The organism is Sphingobium sp. SYK-6 (assembly GCF_000283515.1).
GTDB lineage: Bacteria > Pseudomonadota > Alphaproteobacteria > Sphingomonadales > Sphingomonadaceae > Sphingobium > Sphingobium lignivorans.
In genome coordinates, this window is record NC_015976.1 from 1,238,546 (window position 1) to 1,256,495 (window position 17,950).

Below are 17,950 nucleotides of genomic sequence, written 5' to 3' on the forward strand. Positions count from 1 at the left end.
CATCTGAATGTCGATCAGCCCTAGCGCTCGCGCTTCTTGCGTTCGGGTTGCTCCTTGCCCGACCGGTGCCGGCCATGGCGGCGGAGGCGCCTACCGTCGTCGCGGCCGTGCATGGGGACTGGTCGGTCCTCTGCTTCGCCGACCCCCGGGTCGTCCCGGCCTGCGAGATCGCACAGCTCGCGCGGAACCGTGGGGCCTCCGGCACTTATGTCGCCCAGTTCAGCCTCTCCTGCATGGGGGCGCAGGGGCCGTGCGGCGTGCAGCTGCTTCTGCCACCCGATGTCGATCCGGCGGAGAAGGTGCTGGTCGTCCTGGAGGAAGAAGGGCAGCCGCTCCTTGTTCCGGTCTCGGATTGCACGGCTGCGTCCTGCATGGCTGCCGGCTCGCTGCCTGCCGCCATGCTCGATGGACTGGAAGCGTCGGCAGCCTGTCGGCTCGAATATCGGGACCGGCGCGGCAGCACGCAGGCCATTCCCGTCAGCCTGACGGGCTTCGAGGCCGCCATGGCCGAGATGCTGCTTCGCAATGGCGCGGGTGATGGCGTCAGTGATGCCGATGCCGATCAGCCTCTGGAGAAGAACCCATGAATCGATATTCTTCCATGTCCCTCCTCACGGCCGCAGCGATCCTGCTCATTGCGCCGGTGCAGGCCGCCGAGCCCGCCGCTGCGCCGGAAAGCCGCGTGCAGCATGGCGACTGGACTCTCCTCTGTTCGCCGCGGGACGCGTTGCCGCCTTGCGAGCTGGCACAGGCGGTCACCGATCGAGCAGGCGGCAAGCCGGTCATGCGCCTGTCAATCGCTTATGGCGGCAAGGACGATCGCTATGGCGTCCAGTTCGAGGTGCCGACCGGCATCTTCGTGCAGGGCGACGTGCCAGTGCGTCTGGGCGAGGGGCAGCCTTTGCCCGGTTTCCGCGTCACCCGGTGCGAGACGACGGGCTGCTTCATTGACCGGATCATGGCGCGAAAGGAGCTCGATCCCTTCTTTGGCAGCGAGAAAGGCGCGATCGCGCTGAGGACCAGCGCTGGCGAACCGATGGTGATCCCGCTGTCCTTCAAGGGCTTCGCTGACGGGATGCGGGCGATGGAGGAGCGCAACCGGACCTGGGCGAAAGGCAAGGGTGGCAAGGCCGATGCCGCGCCGTCCCGGCCGTGATGCGCTTCCGCCCATCGGGAGGCGGACCATGAGCGAGGAAACGCCGCTGGAGGAAGAACTGCGCTATCATCAGCTCGCCGAGCTGCTGCGTTGCGCGGCGGAGGCGGTGACCACTGCCCGCTGTCTCCTCGAGCAGACCCGCTATGCGATCTCGCCTTTCGCCCTGGATGCCTTCGCGGCGACGGCCCCGCTGGAATCCTTCTCGACATTCCTCAAGCGGCAGCAGGAGGCGGCGGGCGCAGCACCGCCCGCCGGCCTGCCGCCTGCCATCCCGCCCCGGCCGAGTGGCGCGTGGCAGGATGTGCTGTGGCACGGCCATGTGCCCGAGCGGATCTGCGAATGCCTGCCGCCCGTCGGCCTTGCCTGCGCGCGCGTGCTGCTCCGGCTGATGGAGGAGCCGGGGCGCTCCGTGCCGGTCCGGGAGCTTGGCGCCGCCGCGGGAACGCGGTCGAGCTCCACGAGCGTCGTCAAGGTCTATGTCTGCCGCCTTCGCAGCGCGCTGGCGCGGCAGGGCATTTCTCCCGCCGTGATCGAAACGGTCTCGCGCAGCTACAGGCTGCGGCCGGACGGGCTGGTGTCGCTCAGCCAGTTGCTCGCGGCGCGACGGCCGGCCGCCTGATCCGCGCCGGGCGCGCAGCTGGCGCCCAGCTCCGGCGAGCAGTCCACAAGTCACTGTCACCGTTCCGTCACGAAAATGGCGCGAGAGTGTAAAGAAGCCCTCCTAACGGCGCTCCCGAGAAGAAAATCCAGGGGGCAGATTATCATGAAGACTCGGGTTGCAATGAAACTGGCGGCGGGCCTGCTGGCCGCGGCTTCCACCACCACCGTGGCACGCGCGGGCGAACTGGCCGGGCAGGTGCTGGATGTATCGGGCACGCGGGCGCTGCAGTCGGCGCGCGTCGTGATCGCCGAGATCAACCGGACGGTGGAGACCGCGCGCGACGGCAGCTTCCTCATTCCCGATCTGCCCGCCGGCACCTACACGGTGCAGGTCAGCTATGTCGGCGCGGAGACGAAGAGCGAGACGGTGACGGTGCCGGCGCAGGGGCGCGTGACGCTCAACTTCGGCCTGAGCGGCTATGGCCCGGACGACATCCTCGTGGTGGGTCAGGCGGCCAATCTTTCCAGTTCGCTTTCGCGCCAGCGCGCCGCCGATGGCGTCGAGAATGTGCTGACGCGCGATTCGATCGGCCAGTTCCCGGACCAGAATGTGGCGGAATCGCTGCGTCGCCTGCCGGGCCTCAATATCCTGAACGATCAGGGCGAGGGGCGGTTCGTCTCGGTGCGCGGGCTCGATCCGGAGCTCAACGCCGCGTCGATCAACGGCACGCGCGTCCCTGCGCCGGAGAGCGACGTGCGCTCGGTGGCACTGGACGTCATCCCGAGCGAGCTGATCGAATCGATCGAGGTCAAGAAGACCCTGACGCCGGACATGGATGCCGACACCATCGGCGCGTCCATCGAGATCAACACGACCAGCGCGTTCGACCGCAAGAAGGACCTCTTCTCGGTGAAGCTGGAAGGCAGCTACAATGATTATGCCAATGCGCTGACGCCCAAGGGCAGCTTCGATTTCTCCAAGCGCCTCGGCGACAATTTCGGCATCGCCGGCGGCTTCAGCTACTACAAGCGCAAGTTCGAGACGGACAATATCGAGGCCGCGGACTGGACCGAGTCCGATGCCGGCGTCTATTATGCCGAGGAAGTCCAGTATCGCGATTATGACGTGGAGCGCGAGCGCATCGGCGGCTCGCTGAACCTGGACTGGCGCGTGAGCGACAGCACCAAGCTTTACGCGCGGGGTCTCTACAGCGAGTTCTCGGATCAGGAATATCGCGGCGACATCATCCTCATCATGGACGAGGAGCCGCGCGCCGGCACCGCGACGAGCGCTTCCTTCTCGGACGAGGACGGGCGCATCGAGGTCCGCCGCCGGATGAAGGATCGCTTCGAGAAGCAGCGCATCAAGTCGCTGACCATCGGCGGCGAGACCGAGGCCGGCCCGTGGAAGGCGGTCTATGCGGGGTCCTGGTCGGAAGCATCGGAGCGGGAGAACGGCTCCGTCGATCCGACACGCTTCCGCGCGCGCTTCGACGGCGACGGGGTGGGCGTGGACTTCGATTATTCCAATCCGCGTCGCCCGCTGTTCACGATCACCGGGGACACGGACCTCTTCAACGATCCGGAGGAATATGGCTTCAACGAGCTGGAGCACACGGTGCTCTCGGACTCGAAGGACCGCGAATATATGCTGAAGGGCGATCTTTCGCGCGTGTTCGCCTCGGCCGCCGGCTCGTTCACGGTGCAGGGCGGCATCAAGGCGCGCTGGCGCGAGAAGTCCTACGGCCTCCAGTCGGACGTCTATGATGATTATGACGGCGACTATACGCTGGCGGACGTGCTGGGGCGGCAGAGCTATCGCATCGCTGATCTGGGGCCGCTCCCCAGCCACACCGGCCCGACCGATTTCTTCAACCGCAACCGCGCGAACTTCGAGCTGAACCAGGTCGATACCGACGTCGCCTCGAACGCGTCCGATTATTCGGTGAAGGAAGACGTCCTCGCCGCTTATCTTCTGGGCCGGTGGGACAGCGAGAAGGTGCGGGTGATCGGCGGCGTGCGCATGGAGCGCACCTGGAACGACATCCGCGCCAAGCGCACGCAGATCGTGGCGGAAGGCGACGAATATGAGGGCGTGGAAGTCGAGGAAGACACGGTCTTCGTCACGCCCAACCGGTTCGAGCGCAGCTATACCGACTGGCTGCCCAGCCTGGCGCTGCGGTACGAGCCCTCCGACGGACTGGTGCTGCGCCTGGGCGGCTACAAGAGCCTCGTGCGCCCCAAGCTCTCCAACCTCGCGCCCCGCATGGAGATCAATGAGGATCGCGAAGTGACCGTGGGCAATCCCGATCTGGCGCCCTATCGCGCATGGAATATCGATGCCTCGGCGGAATGGTATTTCAGCAAGAATGCAGCGCTCACCGGCGGCTTCTTCTGGAAGTCGATCGACAATTTCGTGGTGGAGCAGCGCATCACCACGCCGGGGACCATCGATGGCGTGGCCTATACGGAGCTGACGACCTACATCAATGGCGATACCGCCAAGGTGAAGGGCGTGGAGCTCTCCTACAACCAGCTCTTCACTTTCCTGCCTGCGCCGTTCGACGGCCTGCTGCTCAACCTCAATTACACCTATACCGACGCGACCGGCACGGTGCTGACCGATGGCGACATCGCCGATCCGCGCAACATTCCGCTCGCTGCCTCGGCACAGAACACCTTCAACATCGTGCTCGGCTACGAGAAGGGGCCGCTCTCGCTGCGTGCGGCGGGCACCTATCGCGACAAATATCTGGACGAGCTGGGCGGCGAGGCGGAGCAGGACCGCTATGTCGACGAGCATTTCCAGCTCGACCTTTCCGCCAAGTATCGGCTCACGAAGAATGTCCGCCTGTTCGCGGAATGGATCAACGTGACCGACGCGCCTTACTTCGCCTATCAGAATTACGGCAATGCCAAGCGCGTCCTGCAATATGAGGCGTATAACTGGACTGCCAAGTTCGGCCTTACCGCCAGCTTCTGATCGCGCGAGCGACTGGCCGGCCGCGTCCCTTGCGCGGCCGGCAGTTCATTTTGGGAGGATGCCGATGTCACGATCCGGTCTTTCGTTCAGGCGGGCGTTTCTGCCGGCGCTGCTGCTGGGCGCATCCTTCGCGGCGCAGGCCCAGGCGCCGCTTCCCCGGTCCGCCGGCACGCCCTATGCGCCGCGCACCCTGCCGGACCGCATCGTTCTGACGCCGGGAGCGGACCCCAGCCGGGAAATGGCGGTCGCTTTCCGCACGGACCTGCTCCAGCGCACGGCCGAGGCCGAGATCGGGCCCGCCTTGGATGGCCCGACGCTGGAGGAAAAGGCCGTGCGCCTGACCGGCACCAGCCGCCGGATCGAGAGCAGCAATGGCCCCGCGCTTTATCACCAGCTGCGCTTCACCGGACTGACGCCGGACACCGCTTATGCCTATCGGGTGAAGGGCAGCGCGGGCTGGAGCGAGTGGCTGCAGTTCCACACCGCCGCGCAGGAGCCCCGGCCTTTTCGCTTCATGTATCTGGGCGATATCCAGAACGGCATCCTCACTTATGCCTCGCGCGTCATCCGGCAGGGCTTCCATGCGAATGGCGGCATCGCGCTGGTGCTTCATGCCGGCGATCTCGTCGCCCAGCGCGACGACCTCGATCATGACGACGAGTGGGGCGAGTGGAACCAGGCGGGTGGCTATAATTATGCCATCGTCCCGCAGGTGCCGGCCACCGGCAATCACGAATATGTCGACGTCCCGGCTGCCGACGGCAAGGAAAGCCGCGCGCTCGGTCCCTATTGGCCGGTGCAGTTCGCGCTGCCGGACAATGGCGCGGCGGACGTGAAGGCGACCACCTATTTCATCGATTATCAGGGCGTGCGCTTCATCGTGCTGGATGGCACCTCGGCGATCGACCTGGGGACGATGGCGGCGCAGACGCGCTGGCTGGACGAGACGCTCGCGAGCAGCAAGGCGCGCTGGAACGTGGTGCTGTTCCACCAGCCGGTGTTCACCTGCGCGCGGCCGAACGACACGGCGCAGATCAAGGCCGCCTGGAAGCCGGTGTTCGATGCCCGCAAGGTGGATCTGGTCCTGCAGGGCCATGACCATTGCTACAGTCGGCTGACGAACGAGGCCGGGAGCGCGGCGGGCATCGCGGCACGCGCGGGCGGCGCGGTGCAGGGGCCGGTCTATCTGGTCTCGGTGACGGGCTCGAAAATGTACGGCCTCAATGACCGGGCATCGACGCAGCCGGACAAGGTGGCCGAGGCGACAGAGCTCTACCAGATCGTGGATGTGGCGGGCGATCGCCTCAAGTTCCGCACCTTCACGGCCTCGGGCAAGCTCTACGACGGGTTCGATCTGGAGCGCCGGGCCGATGGCAACCATCTGGTCGAGACCGACGAGCCGACGATCGCGCGGCGCACCTGCACCGGCAATGTCGGGCCGGATGGCGGGGCCTGCGTGGCCAGATCCAAATGAAGGACCATGACATGGGACGGGCTGCGCGCATGAGATACGGGGCCGGGATCGGCGGGGCGCTGCTGGTATCGCTGCTGGCGCTTTCCGCCTGCGCGGAGCGGGAAATGCCGTTGGCCGAGCGCATCGCCAATGCGCTGCCCGCCGCTTCCGTCACGGCGCGCGGCGAGACCGAGCCGGTCGGCACCGCGAATGCCGATGCGGCGGACGATCCGGCCATCTGGCGCAATGCCGCCGATCCGGCCGCCAGCCTCATCGTCGGGACGGACAAGAAGGCCGGCCTCTATGTCTATGGGCTGGATGGCAAGCGCCGCGACTTTCTCGATGCGGGGCGCGTCAACAATGTCGACCTCAAGGACGGCGTCATGATCGGCGGCGCGCCCGGCGTGCTGGTGGTGGCGAGCGACCGCAACGACCCGGCGCAGGCGAAGCTGGCGCTGTTCCGGCTCGATACCGCCGCGGCGAAGCTGGTCGCGCTCGGCACGCTCGATGGCGGCGCCGGGGAAGCCTATGGCATCTGCCTCGGGCGCGATGCTGCCGGCCTTTCCGCTTTCATCGTGCTCAAGGACGGCACGATCAATCAGCTGCTGATCGATGCCGCCGGTGCGGCGCCCACGGGGCGGATCGTGCGCACGATGAAGCTCGGCACTCAGGCGGAAGGTTGCGCGGTCGATGACCGCACGGGCCGGCTCTACGTCGCGGAGGAGGATGTGGGGCTCTGGCGCTTCGGCGCGTCCCCCACGGCGCCCGTGGAGCCAGTGAAAGTCGCGGCGGCAGATGGCCGGCAGATCGTGGCCGACGCGGAAGGCGTCGCGCTGGTGCCGGAGGGGGAGGAGGGCGGCTATGTCATCGTCTCCAGCCAGGGCGACAATGCCTACACGCTCTACAGCCTGCCGGACGAGCGCTATGTCGGCCGCTTCCGGATCGTGGACGGCACGGTGGGCGGCGCGCAGGAAACGGACGGCATCGAGTTCATGGCGGGCGATTTCGGCCCGGAATTTCCCGGCGGGCTGTTCATCGCGCAGGATGGCCAGAATGGCGCGCAGGCCCAGAATTTCAAGCTGGTGGCCTGGGCTGACATCGCGGCCGCGCTGGGGCTGGAATAGACGCGCCGACAGACCGGCCTCGGCACGGCATTCCCCGGGCCAGTTGCGCGCGCCGCCTGGGGGCCCCGGAAGCCTCATCCATCGCCGGAGGGAACGCGATTGCGCGGGCCCTGCCGCCTGCTAGGATGGGCCGATGTCCAGATCGCTCCGCTGCCTCGCTACTCTCCCGCTTGCCGCCACGCTGTGCGTGCAGGCCGCCGCGCAGACCCCGGCGCCGGCGCAGGACCGCTTCCTCGCGTCCCTCGCGGCGCTGTGCGGCCATGCCTATGAGGGCAAAGTGACGAGCAGCGATGCGGCGGACGCGGACATGGCGGGCAGCAGGCTGGTCATGCATGTGCGCTCATGCACGGCGGACGAGGTGCGCGTGCCGTTCCATGTGGGCGAGGACCGCTCACGGACCTGGGTGGTGAGCCGGACGCCCGCCGGGCTGCGGCTCAAGCACGATCATCGCCATGAGGACGGCAGCGAGGACAAGCTCACGCAATATGGCGGGGACACGGTGGCCCCGGGCACGGCGGAAAGGCAGGAGTTCCCCGCCGACGCCTATTCGCGCGCCATGTTCATCGCTCAGGACATTCCCCGCTCCGCCACCAATGTCTGGGCAATGGAGATCGTGCCCGGGCAGCGCTTCGTTTATGAATTGCGCCGTCCCGGGCGGCATTTCCGGGTCGAGTTCGACCTCACCCGGCCGGTCGCGCCGCCGCCGCCGCCCTGGGGTGCGGAATAGACCGCCGGGGCTGATGTCGATCGGCCCGAAATGCGGCAGTAATGGCGTGGTGAGCGGACTGCCATGTTCTAGCGCACCGTTCTGTCGACCAGGCCCCAGACGTAGAAGAAGTGCCATGTGATCGGGCTATACGAAACACTTGGTCGTAGACGTACCGAGCGGTTCGTATGCAACTCCCACTATTGTTTAGCGCAATTTATCCGCAGTTTCGAAATGCGAGCATTGGTCGGACAATGCCTTTTGAAAGGCAGGGCGGGATGTGACCCGCTCGATATAGGACTCGCTTGCGGTTCTTTCACCGAAACTGCGTACGAGTTCGACGCGCAGTACATCGGCCATTATGAGGTCGGCGAGTGTGAAGCGATCACCTACCAACCATTCGTGATCAGATAGCACCGCTTCCATTTGGTCGAGCCGCTTAGACATCCATTGCGTTATTTCCAGGACGTCCTTCTTCGACCACTGCAGTACGATCCAGGGCATCGTGACTATCTCTAATGAATTCAGGGCAGCAAAAGTCCATTGAAGGACTTCAGCGCGCCCCCGCTCATCAAAGGGGATCAGGTTTTCGCTTTTGTGACCAAGGTGCAGAAGGCTTGCTCCGCTTTCGAAAAGACGAACATTGCCATCTTCGAGCATGGGCACCTGACCAAAGGGCTGACGGTCGAGGTGGTTGGTCTCGCGGTCATCAAACGCGATAGTGTCGATACGGTAGGGAATACCGGCCTCCTCGCAAGCCCAGCGTAACCGGATATCGCGCACGAAACCTCGCGGCATTTCAGGAACCCAATCGAGGGTCCAGATAGTGACAGGTTCCTTCGTCATCGCTTGCGTCTCCCACCCCAGCAAGATTCCGTGCCGTCGAAATCTAGAGAAGTGCGAAACCGAGTGTCAGGTTCCGGGTGATCATTAAATTGGACTGGATGTTCGCGATGTTGTCGCATCCGGAAGGTCTGATACGCGCTTGAAATGTCCAGATAGCGGGCGTCTTTATCGACTTGGGAATCTGTCCACGCGCCCTCAGCCTTTGGGCGTCAGCTTGAGCATCTTGCCGTTGGGGCCGTCCTGCAGCAGCCACAGAGCGCCGTCCGGCCCCACGCGCACATTGCGCAGGCGCATGCCCATCTTCCAGTGATCGGCCTTGGTCGCCTTCTCGCCATCGAGCGAGATGCGGGCCAGCGCCATGCCGGAGAGGCCCGTGATGAACAGCGAGTTCTTCCAGGCGGGGAACAGGTCCGCGTCATAATAGGCCATGGACGCCGGCGCGAGCGACGGGTTCCAGTAGAGCCTGGGCTTCACGAAGCCGTCATCCTCGCTGTGATCGGGGATCGGGCGCTTGTCATAATGGTCGCCGTAAGAGCGGACCGGCCAGCCATAGTTGGCGCCCGGCTTCACCAGATTGAGCTCGTCGCCGCCGAGCGGGCCCATCTCGACTTCCCAGAGCCGCCCGTCGCGATCGAAAGCGATGCCGGTGAGGTTGCGCTGGCCGTAGGACCAGATCGCGGGATGGAAGCCCTTGTCCGCCAGCGGGTTGCCGGCCGCCGGCGTTCCGTCCAGATTGAGGCGCAGCACCTTGCCGAGCGTGGACTTGGGGTCCTGCGAGGGATCGAACTTGGCGCGCTCGCCATTGGTGAAGAACAGATGTTTCCGGTCCGGCGAGAAGGCGATGCGGCCGGACCAGTGGGCGCCGCTCTCGATAAAGGGCTCGGCGCGGAAGATCACTTTCATGTCGTTCAGCGCGGCCCCGGCCTCGTCCAGCGTCGCGGTGGCGAGCGCGGCGCCGTTGGTCTTGCCTTCGCCTGGCTCGGAATAGCTGAAGTAGATCTTGCGGCTGGTCGCGAAGTCGGGGGCCAGCACGATGTCCATCATCGCGCCCTGACCGGCGCTGACCACCGGGGGCGTGCCGGACAGCGTCCGCTTGGCGCCGCTCGCCGGATCGAACAGTATGATCGCCCCCTGCTTCTCCGTCACCAGGATCTTGCCGTCCGGCAGGAACGCCATCGACCAGGGCGAATCGAACGTGCCGATCTCCGTGACGGCGAAGGGCTGCTCGGTCTCCTTCCCGGCTGCCCCGTCGCCGGACGGCATGGCGTTCGTCTGCGCGTCGCCGGGGGTGGAGACGCCCGAGCAGGCAAGCAGCATGAGCGAGAAAGTGCAGGCGAGGCCGACGGTCTTGCGGGCATTCATGGCATCTGGTCTCCGAGCGATCGCGTTCTTGTTGGCCCGGACATAATCGCAAAGCCGTCGGCAGGGTAGGGTGCGAGCCGGAATTTCGGCTTGGCTGAGCTGGCACTTTGCCGGCCGCGTTGCCCAAAACAGCCGGGGGAAATGATTTGTCACACAGCCGCGGGGATCGGGAAACAAACAAAGGGCACTCGCAGGGGATTAATTTTCCCGGAGGTATGCATGGTTTTCAGGTTCTGGCACGTCGCGCTGCTCGCCATCGCGCCCGCGTCTCTCGTTCCCGCGGCCCTCTCCGCGCAGCCCATCTCTTCGACGCGCGACAAGGTCTCCTTCCCCGCCAAGGCATCGGCCGAGCGTCCGTCGCGCGACAGCGATGGGTCTGCAGTCGCGAAATGCCATCCCGATGCCACCAAGGCGCTGATGTGCAAGGCTGCGGCGCGGCTGAAGAAGGCGCAGGCCGCCCAGGACGCAGCGAGCCGGGACAGCCTCTGACCATCGCCCGGCCGGTCGCATCCGGCCGGCGAAAACCGACTGGTGCATGATTGCATCAGTGCCCGGCCCGATGGCGCCGGCAATATTTTGTCACGATCTGGCAAACTATCGGACAGGTCGCCGATCTAATTTTCAGGTTCTCTGCAGTGACGGAGCACCGGCCCGCTTTCCGTAGCGTCCGAGATGCGAAGCCTGCAGGGCGCAGGATGGAACAGACACATCTTTCAAAGGGGTTTGTTCCATGAAAAAATATATGTTCGCCGTAGCGTTCGTCGCGACGAGCATGTCGCCCGCTTATGCGCAGGAAGAGCCGGAGGTTTCGGTTTCGGGTTCCGTCGCGCTGGTGAGCGATTACCGGTTCCGGGGCGTTTCGCAGACAGACGAAGGCATGGCCATTCAGGGTGGCTTCACCGTGTCTCACGCCAGCGGCGCCTATATCGGCACCTGGGGTTCGAACCTGGCGGGCTGGGGCACGTTCGGCGGGTCCAGCATGGAGCTGGACATCTATGCCGGCTACGCTTTCCCCGTCGGTGCCGCGACCATCGACGTCGGCGGCACCTGGTTCATGTATCCCAGCGGCGCTGACACCACCGACTTCTTTGAAGGCTATGTGAAAGTGAGCGGCGATCTCGGCCCGGTCTCCGGTCTGGTGGGCGTGGCTTATGCGCCTGCCCAGGAAGCGCTCGGCAACTGGTCGAACACGCCGCAGAGCGTCGTCGGCGACAAGGAGGACAATCTCTATCTGTGGGGCGACGTCTCGGCCGGCATCCCGCAGACGCCGCTGACGCTCAAGGCGCATCTCGGCTATTCGGACGGCAATCCCGGCCTTGGCCCGAACGGCACGAGCATCGCGCCGACCGGCACCTATTGGGACTGGATGCTCGGCGCGGACGTGGCGCTGGGCCCGGTGACGGTGGGCATCGCCTATATCGATACCAGCATCACCAATTCGGACCGGCAGTATATCCTCCCCGGCTTCGCGAACTCGCGTGACGGCACGAACATCGCCGCCGGCAAGGTGATCGGCTCGATCAGCGTATCCTTCTGAAAAACAACGGAGCGCGGCGGCTGGCCTGCCGCGCTCCTGTTCCCGGCCGGAGCCCTTATGCCCCGGCGCCGCAAAAGGCTTCGCCAGCGACGCGACGGCTTGCCTTCCGGGGCGACTCCGCCTATATGCGCTCTGCTTTCCTGACATCGTCAAGAGGTTGGGGCCGGCTCCGCGAGGAACCGGCGACGAAGCTGCTTGGTTTTTTCGCCCGATCGTGGGCAGCGGAGCATGAATGTCGGACGTCGACCAGACTGTCGAAGCGCAGATCGCGCAGATCGTGGAGCCGGAGGCGAAGGCCCTCGGCTTCGATCTCGTGCGCGTGCTGCTGTTCGGTCAAGGAGACGATCGCACGCTCCAGATCATGGCCGAGCGGCCGGACACGCGCCAGCTCACCATCGATGATTGCGCTGATCTTTCCCGCCGCGTCTCGGACCGGCTGGACGCGCTGGAAGAAGAAGGGCGCGACCCGATCGACGGCGCCTATCGGCTGGAAGTCAGCTCGCCGGGCATCGACCGGCCGCTCACGCGGCTGAAGGATTATGTCGACTGGGCGGGCCATGAGGCGCGCGCTCATTTCGTCGAGCCGATCGAGGGCGGGCGCAAGCAGGTGAAGGCCGTGATCGCGGGCGTGGACGGGGAAACCGTCCTGTTCGACGACCCCAAGTCCGGGCGCATCGCCATCCCCTTTTCCATCATCGCGAGCGCCAAGCTGATACTGACGGACGCGCTGATTTCTGCTACTGTGCCGCTCTCGACCGAGGGGGCGGACGACATCGTTACCCAGGAACAGGAAGACTGACCCCATGGCCAACGTTATCTCCGCCAACAAGGCCGAACTGATCGCCATCGCCAATTCCGTGGCGAGCGAGAAGATGATCGACAAGGCGATCGTTATCGAGGCCATGGAGGACGCGATCCAGCGCTCGGCGCGGGCACGCTACGGCGCGGAGAACGACATCCGTGCCAAGCTCGATCCCGAGACCGGCGACCTGCGCCTGTGGCGCGTCGTCGAGGTGGTCGAGGCTGTGGACGACTATTTCAAGCAGGTCGATCTCAAGGCCGCGCAGAAGCTGCAGCCGGGCGCCGTGGTGGGTGACTTCATCGTCGATCCGCTGCCGCCGGTGGACCTGGGCCGCATCGACGCGCAGAGCGCCAAGCAGGTGATCTTCCAGAAGGTCCGCGATGCCGAGCGCGAGCGCCAGTATAACGAGTTCAAGGACCGCGCCGGCGAGATCATCACCGGCGTCGTCAAGTCCGTCGAGTTCGGTCATGTGGTGGTCAATCTCGGCCGTGCCGAGGGCGTCATCCGCCGCGACCAGCAGATCCCGCGCGAAGTCGTCCGCGTCGGCGATCGCGTGCGTGCGCTGATCCTCAGCGTCCGCCGCGAGAATCGCGGGCCGCAGATCTTCCTCAGCCGCGCGCATCCGGACTTCATGAAGAAGCTGTTCGCGCAGGAAGTGCCGGAAATCTACGACGGCATCATCGAGATCAAGGCCGCCGCCCGCGATCCGGGTTCGCGCGCCAAGATCGGCGTCATCAGCCATGATGGCTCCATCGATCCGGTCGGCGCCTGCGTCGGCATGAAGGGCAGCCGCGTGCAGGCCGTCGTGCAGGAAATGCAGGGCGAGAAGATCGACATCATCCCCTGGAGCGAGGACACGGCGACCTTCGTCGTCAATGCGCTGCAGCCCGCCACCGTCAGCCGCGTCGTCATCGACGAGGACGAGGAGCGGATCGAGGTCGTGGTGCCGGACGATCAGCTCAGCCTCGCCATCGGCCGTCGCGGCCAGAATGTCCGTCTCGCCAGCCAGCTCACCGCCAAGGCGATCGACATCATGACCGAGGCGGACGCGAGCGAGAAGCGCCAGCGCGAGTTCATCCAGCGGTCCGAGATGTTCCAGAACGAGCTGGACGTGGACGAGACGCTCTCCCAGCTGCTGGTGGCGGAAGGCTTCACCGAGCTGGAGGAAGTCGCTTATGTCGGCCTCGACGAGCTGGCCTCGATCGAGGGCTTCGACGACGAGCTGGCCGAAGAGCTGCAGAGCCGCGCGCAGGAAGCGCTCGAGCGCCGTGAAGCCGCTGCCCGCGAGGAGCGTCGCGCGCTTGGCGTGGAAGATGCGCTGGCCGAGATCCCGCACCTCACCGAGGCCATGCTGGTGACGCTCGGCAAGGCCGGGATCAAGACGCTCGACGATCTCGCCGACCTGGCGACCGACGAGCTCGTGACCAAGAAGCGCGTCGATCCGCGCCGGCGCCGCGACAACAACGATGACAAGGGCGGCGTCCTCGCCGAATATGGCCTGTCCGAAGAGCAGGGCAACGAGATCATCATGGCCGCGCGCGCGCACTGGTTCACCGATGAAGAGCCCGCCGCCGAGGAAAGCGCCGATCAGACAGGGGGTGACTGATGCCCTATGTGAAGATCGAAGTCATCGAAGGCATCAGCCGGGAGCAGAAGGCCGGGCTCGTCGCGGATGTGACGCGCTCGCTCGTCGACCGTCTCGGCAAGCGGCCCGAGCAGGTCTTCGTCGTCATTCAGGAAGTGTCGGCGGATGACTGGGGCTATGCCGGTGCGCTGATCTCCGAGCGGACGACACCGCGAAGGGAGGACGCCAGTGCTGCGGTTCCCTCCCAATGAGAGGCTAGCTCTCCCAATCAGTGCCAGGGTTTCCGCGCGCGCCATGTGCGTGCGCGACTCCGCGTCGCCCGCGAGTCTCCGGGCTGGCGCCGCCTCGCATGTCGCTGCCCGGCCGGCTGAAGCCGGGGAGGTGCGCGCATGAGCGAGCGGCGTTGCATTCTCTCGGGCGATCATGCCGATCCCGCCCTGCTGATCCGGCTGGCGATCTCGCCGGACGGATTCGTGCTGCCGGACGTGCGCGCCCGTGCCCCCGGGCGCGGTGCGTGGATCGGCGTGACTCGCACGCAACTGGAAGAGGCCATGGCCAAGGGGCGGCTGCGCGGTGCGCTGGCCCGCGCCTTCAAGGGCGCGGCGCTGGAGATCCCGGAGGACCTGCCGGCGCGGATCGACGATGCCCTGCGCGCGGAGCTTCTCGCACGGCTGGGGTTGGAGGCGCGGGCCTCCAACCTGTTGACCGGCTTCGAGAAGATCGACGTCGCAGCGCGGCGCGGGCAGGTGCGGATGCTGTTCCATGCCGCCGATGCGGGCGGCGATGGCGCGCGCAAGCTGGACCAGGCCTGGCGCGTGGGCGAGGAGCGGGAAGGCGAGCTTTTCGGTGGAGAGCGCTTGCCGGTGGACCGCGAGGCCCTATCTATGGCATTGGGGCGTCACAATGTCGTACATGTCGCAGTGACGAACGCGACCGCAGCAGATCGTATCGGCGGCCTGCTCGGCCGCTGGCAAAGCTATCTGGGATACGCTAACGCGGCGCCGGACTCCGGTTCGGCTGACCGCGCTCATATGGATCATGGGCCGCAGAGCGGTGTGAAGACGAACGATGCGGACGGCGCCGCTGCGCCGGGCCGGACGGACAATGAAGGGTTAGATTGCGTCGATGAGTGACAATAGGGAAGACAAGCCGACCTTGGGCCGCAAGCCGCTTGGGCTGAAGCGGACGGTCGAGGCCGGTCAGGTTCAGCAGAGCTTCAGCCATGGCCGCAAGAACACGGTCGTGGTCGAGGTGAAGCGCCGTCGCGTCATCGGCAAGCCCGGTGAGGCCGAAGGCGCGCGCCCTGCGCCTGCGCCCGAGCCGGCTGCGGCACCCCCGCCGCCGCCCCGCCCGCAGGCACCCCGTCCCGCCGCGCCGCCGCCGCCGCGGCAGTCCAGCACCGACAGCCTGCTCACCCGTCAGGAGATGCAGGCCAAGCTGCTCCGCGAGGCCGAGGAAGCGCGCATGACCGCGCTTGAGGAAGCGCGTCGCCGCGAGGAAGCCGAGCGACTGGCCGCCAGCGAGGAAGAGAAGCGCCGCGCCGAGGAAAATCGCCGCGCCGAGGAAGAAGCCGAGCGTGCGCGCCAGGCGGCTGCCGAGAGCAAGGCGGCCGAGCCCGAGACGCCGGCGACGCCCGCCGAGGCGCCGGCAGCGGCGACGACACCGGCTGCGGCTTCCGCGCCCGACCAGCAAGCGCCCGCCGCGAGTGGCACGGCGCAGCAGGAAGAGCGCCCCGCCGCGCGGCGTTTCACGCCCGTGGCCGCGCCCAAGCGCCCCGAGCCGCCCAAGCAGGACCGCAACAAGCGTGGCGACGATCGTCGTCAGGCCGGCAAGCTCACTGTCAATCGCGCACTGGCCGATGACGACAGCGCGCGGGCCCGCAGCCTGGCCGCGCTCCGCCGTGCCCGCGAGAAGGAACGCCGCGCCCACACGCCCGGCAATTCCCAGCCGCGCGAGAAGCAGAGCCGCGACGTGATCGTCCCCGAGGCGATCACCGTGCAGGAACTGGCGAACCGCATGGCCGAGAAGGGCGCGGACCTCGTCAAGTCCCTGTTCAAGCTGGGCATGATGGTCACGGTCAACCAGACCATCGATCAGGACACCGCCGAACTGCTGGTCGAGGAATTCGGCCACCGCATCCAGCGCGTGTCCGACTCCGATATCGAGATCGATACGGCAGGCGACATCGATGCGCCCGAGACGCTCCAGCCGCGTCCGCCCGTGGTCACGATCATGGGCCATGTCGACCACGGCAAGACCAGCCTGCTCGATGCGCTGCGCGGCACGGATGTGGTCGCTGGCGAAGCCGGCGGCATCACGCAGCATATCGGCGCCTATCAGGTGAAGACCAAGGGCGGCGACATCATCACCTTCCTGGATACGCCCGGCCACGAGGCGTTCACGGAAATGCGCGCGCGCGGTGCCAATGTGACGGATATCGTCATCCTGGTCGTCGCGGCCGATGACGGGCTGATGCCGCAGACCATCGAGGCGATCAACCACACCAAGGCGGCCGGCGTGCCGATGATCGTCGCGATCAACAAGGTCGACAAGCACGATGCCAATCCGCAGCGCATTCGCGAACGCCTGCTGGAGCATGAAGTCATCGTCGAGGAAATGGGCGGCGACACGCAGGACGTGGAAGTCTCCGCGCTCAAGAAGACCGGCCTCGATGACCTGATCGACAAGATCATGCTGCAGGCCGAGCTGCTCGAGCTCAAGGCCAACCCGGACCGGCCCGCCGAGGGCACGGTCGTCGAGGCGCAGCTCGACAAGGGCCGCGGCCCGGTCGCGACGATCCTCGTCGGCCGCGGCACGCTCAAGGTCGGCGACATCTTCGTCGTCGGCGAGCAGAGCGGCAAGGTCCGCGCGATGGTGAACGACAAGGGCCAGCAGGTGAAGGAAGCCGGGCCGTCGAGTCCTGTCGAGGTGCTGGGCCTCTCCGGCGTCCCGATGGCGGGCGACCAGCTCTCCGTCGTGGAGAACGAGGCACGTGCTCGCGAAGTGGCGGCCTATCGTCAGGAGCTTGCCCTGCGCAAGCGCACGACGGCGGCGCCGACCAGCTTCGAGCATATGTTCTCGGCGCTCAACACGCAGGTCATCGAATATCCCGTGGTGGTGAAGGGTGACGTGCAGGGCACGGTCGAGGCGATCATCAGCGCGCTCAACCGCGCGTCGACGGACGAGATCAAGGTGCGCGTCCTGCATTCGGGCGTCGGCGCGATCACGGAAAGCGACGTGACGCTCGCGGCGGCCTCCAGAGCGCCACTGATCGGCTTCAACGTCCGCCCCAATGCCAAGGCGCGCACGCTCGCCGAGCGGGACAAGGTGTCGCTGCGTTATTATGACGTGATTTACGACCTCATCGAGGAAGTGAAGAGCGAGATGTCCGGCCAGCTCGCGCCGGAGCGCATCGAGACGGTCATCGGCAAGGCCGAGGTCCTGCAGGTCTTCCCGGCCGGCAAGAAGGACAAGGCAGCCGGTCTGCTCGTTCTGGACGGCGTCATCCGCAAGGGCATCAATGCCCGCCTCACGCGCGACGATGTCATCGTCTCGGCGACGACCATCGCGTCGCTCCGCCGGTTCAAGGACGATGTGTCGGAAGTGCGCGCGGGCATGGAGTGCGGCGCGGTGCTGCACGATACGAACGACATCAAGGCCGGCGACATGCTGGAGCTGTTCGAGGTCGAGGAGCGCGCGCGCGTCCTCTGAGCTTGTCGCTCCGGCCAGTGGGGACGGGCAGCGCGATTCGCGCCCGCCTGTCCCCGGGCAGGTGCATGCGGCGCTTCGCCGTCGC

At 66.2% G+C, this 17,950-nt stretch carries 16 protein-coding genes; 14 read left to right on the top strand and 2 right to left on the bottom strand.

Translation table 11 applies throughout. The annotated features are described in order from the left end of the window. Nucleotides 1-47: 47 nt before the first annotated feature. From SLG_RS21645 to SLG_RS05645, 7 genes are all read left to right on the top strand, one after another. The gene (locus SLG_RS21645) at nucleotides 48-587 is read left to right on the top strand and encodes an invasion associated locus B family protein (RefSeq protein WP_231848761.1); all 540 of its coding nucleotides are present in this window, start codon (nucleotides 48-50) and stop codon (nucleotides 585-587) included. Next, nucleotides 584-1,156: an invasion associated locus B family protein gene (locus SLG_RS05620; protein ID WP_014075473.1), complete on the top strand. Its 573-nt coding sequence runs from the start codon at nucleotides 584-586 to the stop codon at nucleotides 1,154-1,156. The genes SLG_RS21645 and SLG_RS05620 overlap by 4 nt, the downstream gene beginning before the upstream one ends. 28 nt (nucleotides 1,157-1,184) lie before the next feature. Next, nucleotides 1,185-1,775: a winged helix-turn-helix domain-containing protein gene (locus SLG_RS05625; RefSeq protein ID WP_014075474.1), complete on the top strand. Its 591-nt coding sequence runs from the start codon at nucleotides 1,185-1,187 to the stop codon at nucleotides 1,773-1,775. A 144-nt stretch (nucleotides 1,776-1,919) separates the two neighbouring features. Continuing rightward, entirely contained in the window at nucleotides 1,920-4,739 is a 2,820-nt protein-coding gene (locus SLG_RS05630; RefSeq protein WP_041391756.1) for a TonB-dependent receptor, read from the top strand. A gap of 64 nt (nucleotides 4,740-4,803) precedes the next feature. Next, a complete protein-coding gene (locus SLG_RS05635; RefSeq protein ID WP_014075476.1) occupies nucleotides 4,804-6,213 on the top strand; it encodes a purple acid phosphatase family protein in 1,410 nt (469 codons plus the stop codon). A gap of 29 nt (nucleotides 6,214-6,242) precedes the next feature. Beyond that, nucleotides 6,243-7,316 carry a phytase gene (locus tag SLG_RS05640; RefSeq protein ID WP_014075477.1) on the top strand — a complete coding sequence of 358 codons (1,074 nt, stop codon included), beginning with the start codon at nucleotides 6,243-6,245 and terminating at the stop codon, nucleotides 7,314-7,316. A gap of 133 nt (nucleotides 7,317-7,449) precedes the next feature. Next, on the top strand, nucleotides 7,450-8,043 hold the full coding sequence (locus SLG_RS05645) for a hypothetical protein (protein ID WP_014075478.1): 594 nt from the start codon (nucleotides 7,450-7,452) through the stop codon (nucleotides 8,041-8,043). 186 nt (nucleotides 8,044-8,229) lie between these two features. Here SLG_RS05645 and SLG_RS05650 read toward each other — a convergent pair whose 3' ends face one another. Together SLG_RS05650 and SLG_RS05655 are read right to left on the bottom strand one after the other, a co-directional pair. Next, nucleotides 8,230-8,868: a glutathione S-transferase family protein gene (locus SLG_RS05650; protein WP_041391758.1), complete on the bottom strand. Its 639-nt coding sequence runs from the start codon at nucleotides 8,866-8,868 to the stop codon at nucleotides 8,230-8,232. A 195-nt stretch (nucleotides 8,869-9,063) separates the two neighbouring features. After that, entirely contained in the window at nucleotides 9,064-10,230 is a 1,167-nt protein-coding gene (locus tag SLG_RS05655; protein ID WP_014075481.1) for a PQQ-dependent sugar dehydrogenase, read from the bottom strand. A 219-nt stretch (nucleotides 10,231-10,449) separates the two neighbouring features. Between SLG_RS05655 and SLG_RS05660 the strand changes: the two genes are divergently transcribed. From SLG_RS05660 to infB, 7 genes are all read left to right on the top strand, one after another. Continuing rightward, on the top strand, nucleotides 10,450-10,719 hold the full coding sequence (locus SLG_RS05660) for a hypothetical protein (RefSeq protein WP_014075482.1): 270 nt from the start codon (nucleotides 10,450-10,452) through the stop codon (nucleotides 10,717-10,719). Nucleotides 10,720-10,960: 241 nt separating this feature from the next. Next, a complete protein-coding gene (locus SLG_RS05665) occupies nucleotides 10,961-11,767 on the top strand; it encodes a TorF family putative porin (protein ID WP_014075483.1) in 807 nt (268 codons plus the stop codon). 232 nt (nucleotides 11,768-11,999) lie between these two features. Further along, nucleotides 12,000-12,566, top strand: a complete 567-nt coding sequence (gene rimP, locus SLG_RS05670) for a ribosome maturation protein RimP (protein WP_014075484.1) — start codon at nucleotides 12,000-12,002, stop codon at nucleotides 12,564-12,566. A 4-nt stretch (nucleotides 12,567-12,570) separates the two neighbouring features. Then, on the top strand, nucleotides 12,571-14,175 hold the full coding sequence (gene nusA / locus SLG_RS05675; protein ID WP_014075485.1) for a transcription termination factor NusA: 1,605 nt from the start codon (nucleotides 12,571-12,573) through the stop codon (nucleotides 14,173-14,175). Next, nucleotides 14,175-14,405, top strand: a complete 231-nt coding sequence (locus SLG_RS05680; RefSeq protein ID WP_014075486.1) for a tautomerase family protein — start codon at nucleotides 14,175-14,177, stop codon at nucleotides 14,403-14,405. Before nusA ends, SLG_RS05680 begins: the two co-directional genes overlap by 1 nt. 138 nt (nucleotides 14,406-14,543) lie before the next feature. Then, complete coding sequence (locus SLG_RS05685) at nucleotides 14,544-15,287, top strand: DUF448 domain-containing protein (RefSeq protein WP_014075487.1); 744 nt, start codon at nucleotides 14,544-14,546, stop codon at nucleotides 15,285-15,287. Then, the gene (gene infB, locus SLG_RS05690; RefSeq protein WP_014075488.1) at nucleotides 15,280-17,865 is read left to right on the top strand and encodes a translation initiation factor IF-2; all 2,586 of its coding nucleotides are present in this window, start codon (nucleotides 15,280-15,282) and stop codon (nucleotides 17,863-17,865) included. Before SLG_RS05685 ends, infB begins: the two co-directional genes overlap by 8 nt. The last annotated feature ends 85 nt before the right edge of the window (nucleotides 17,866-17,950 follow it).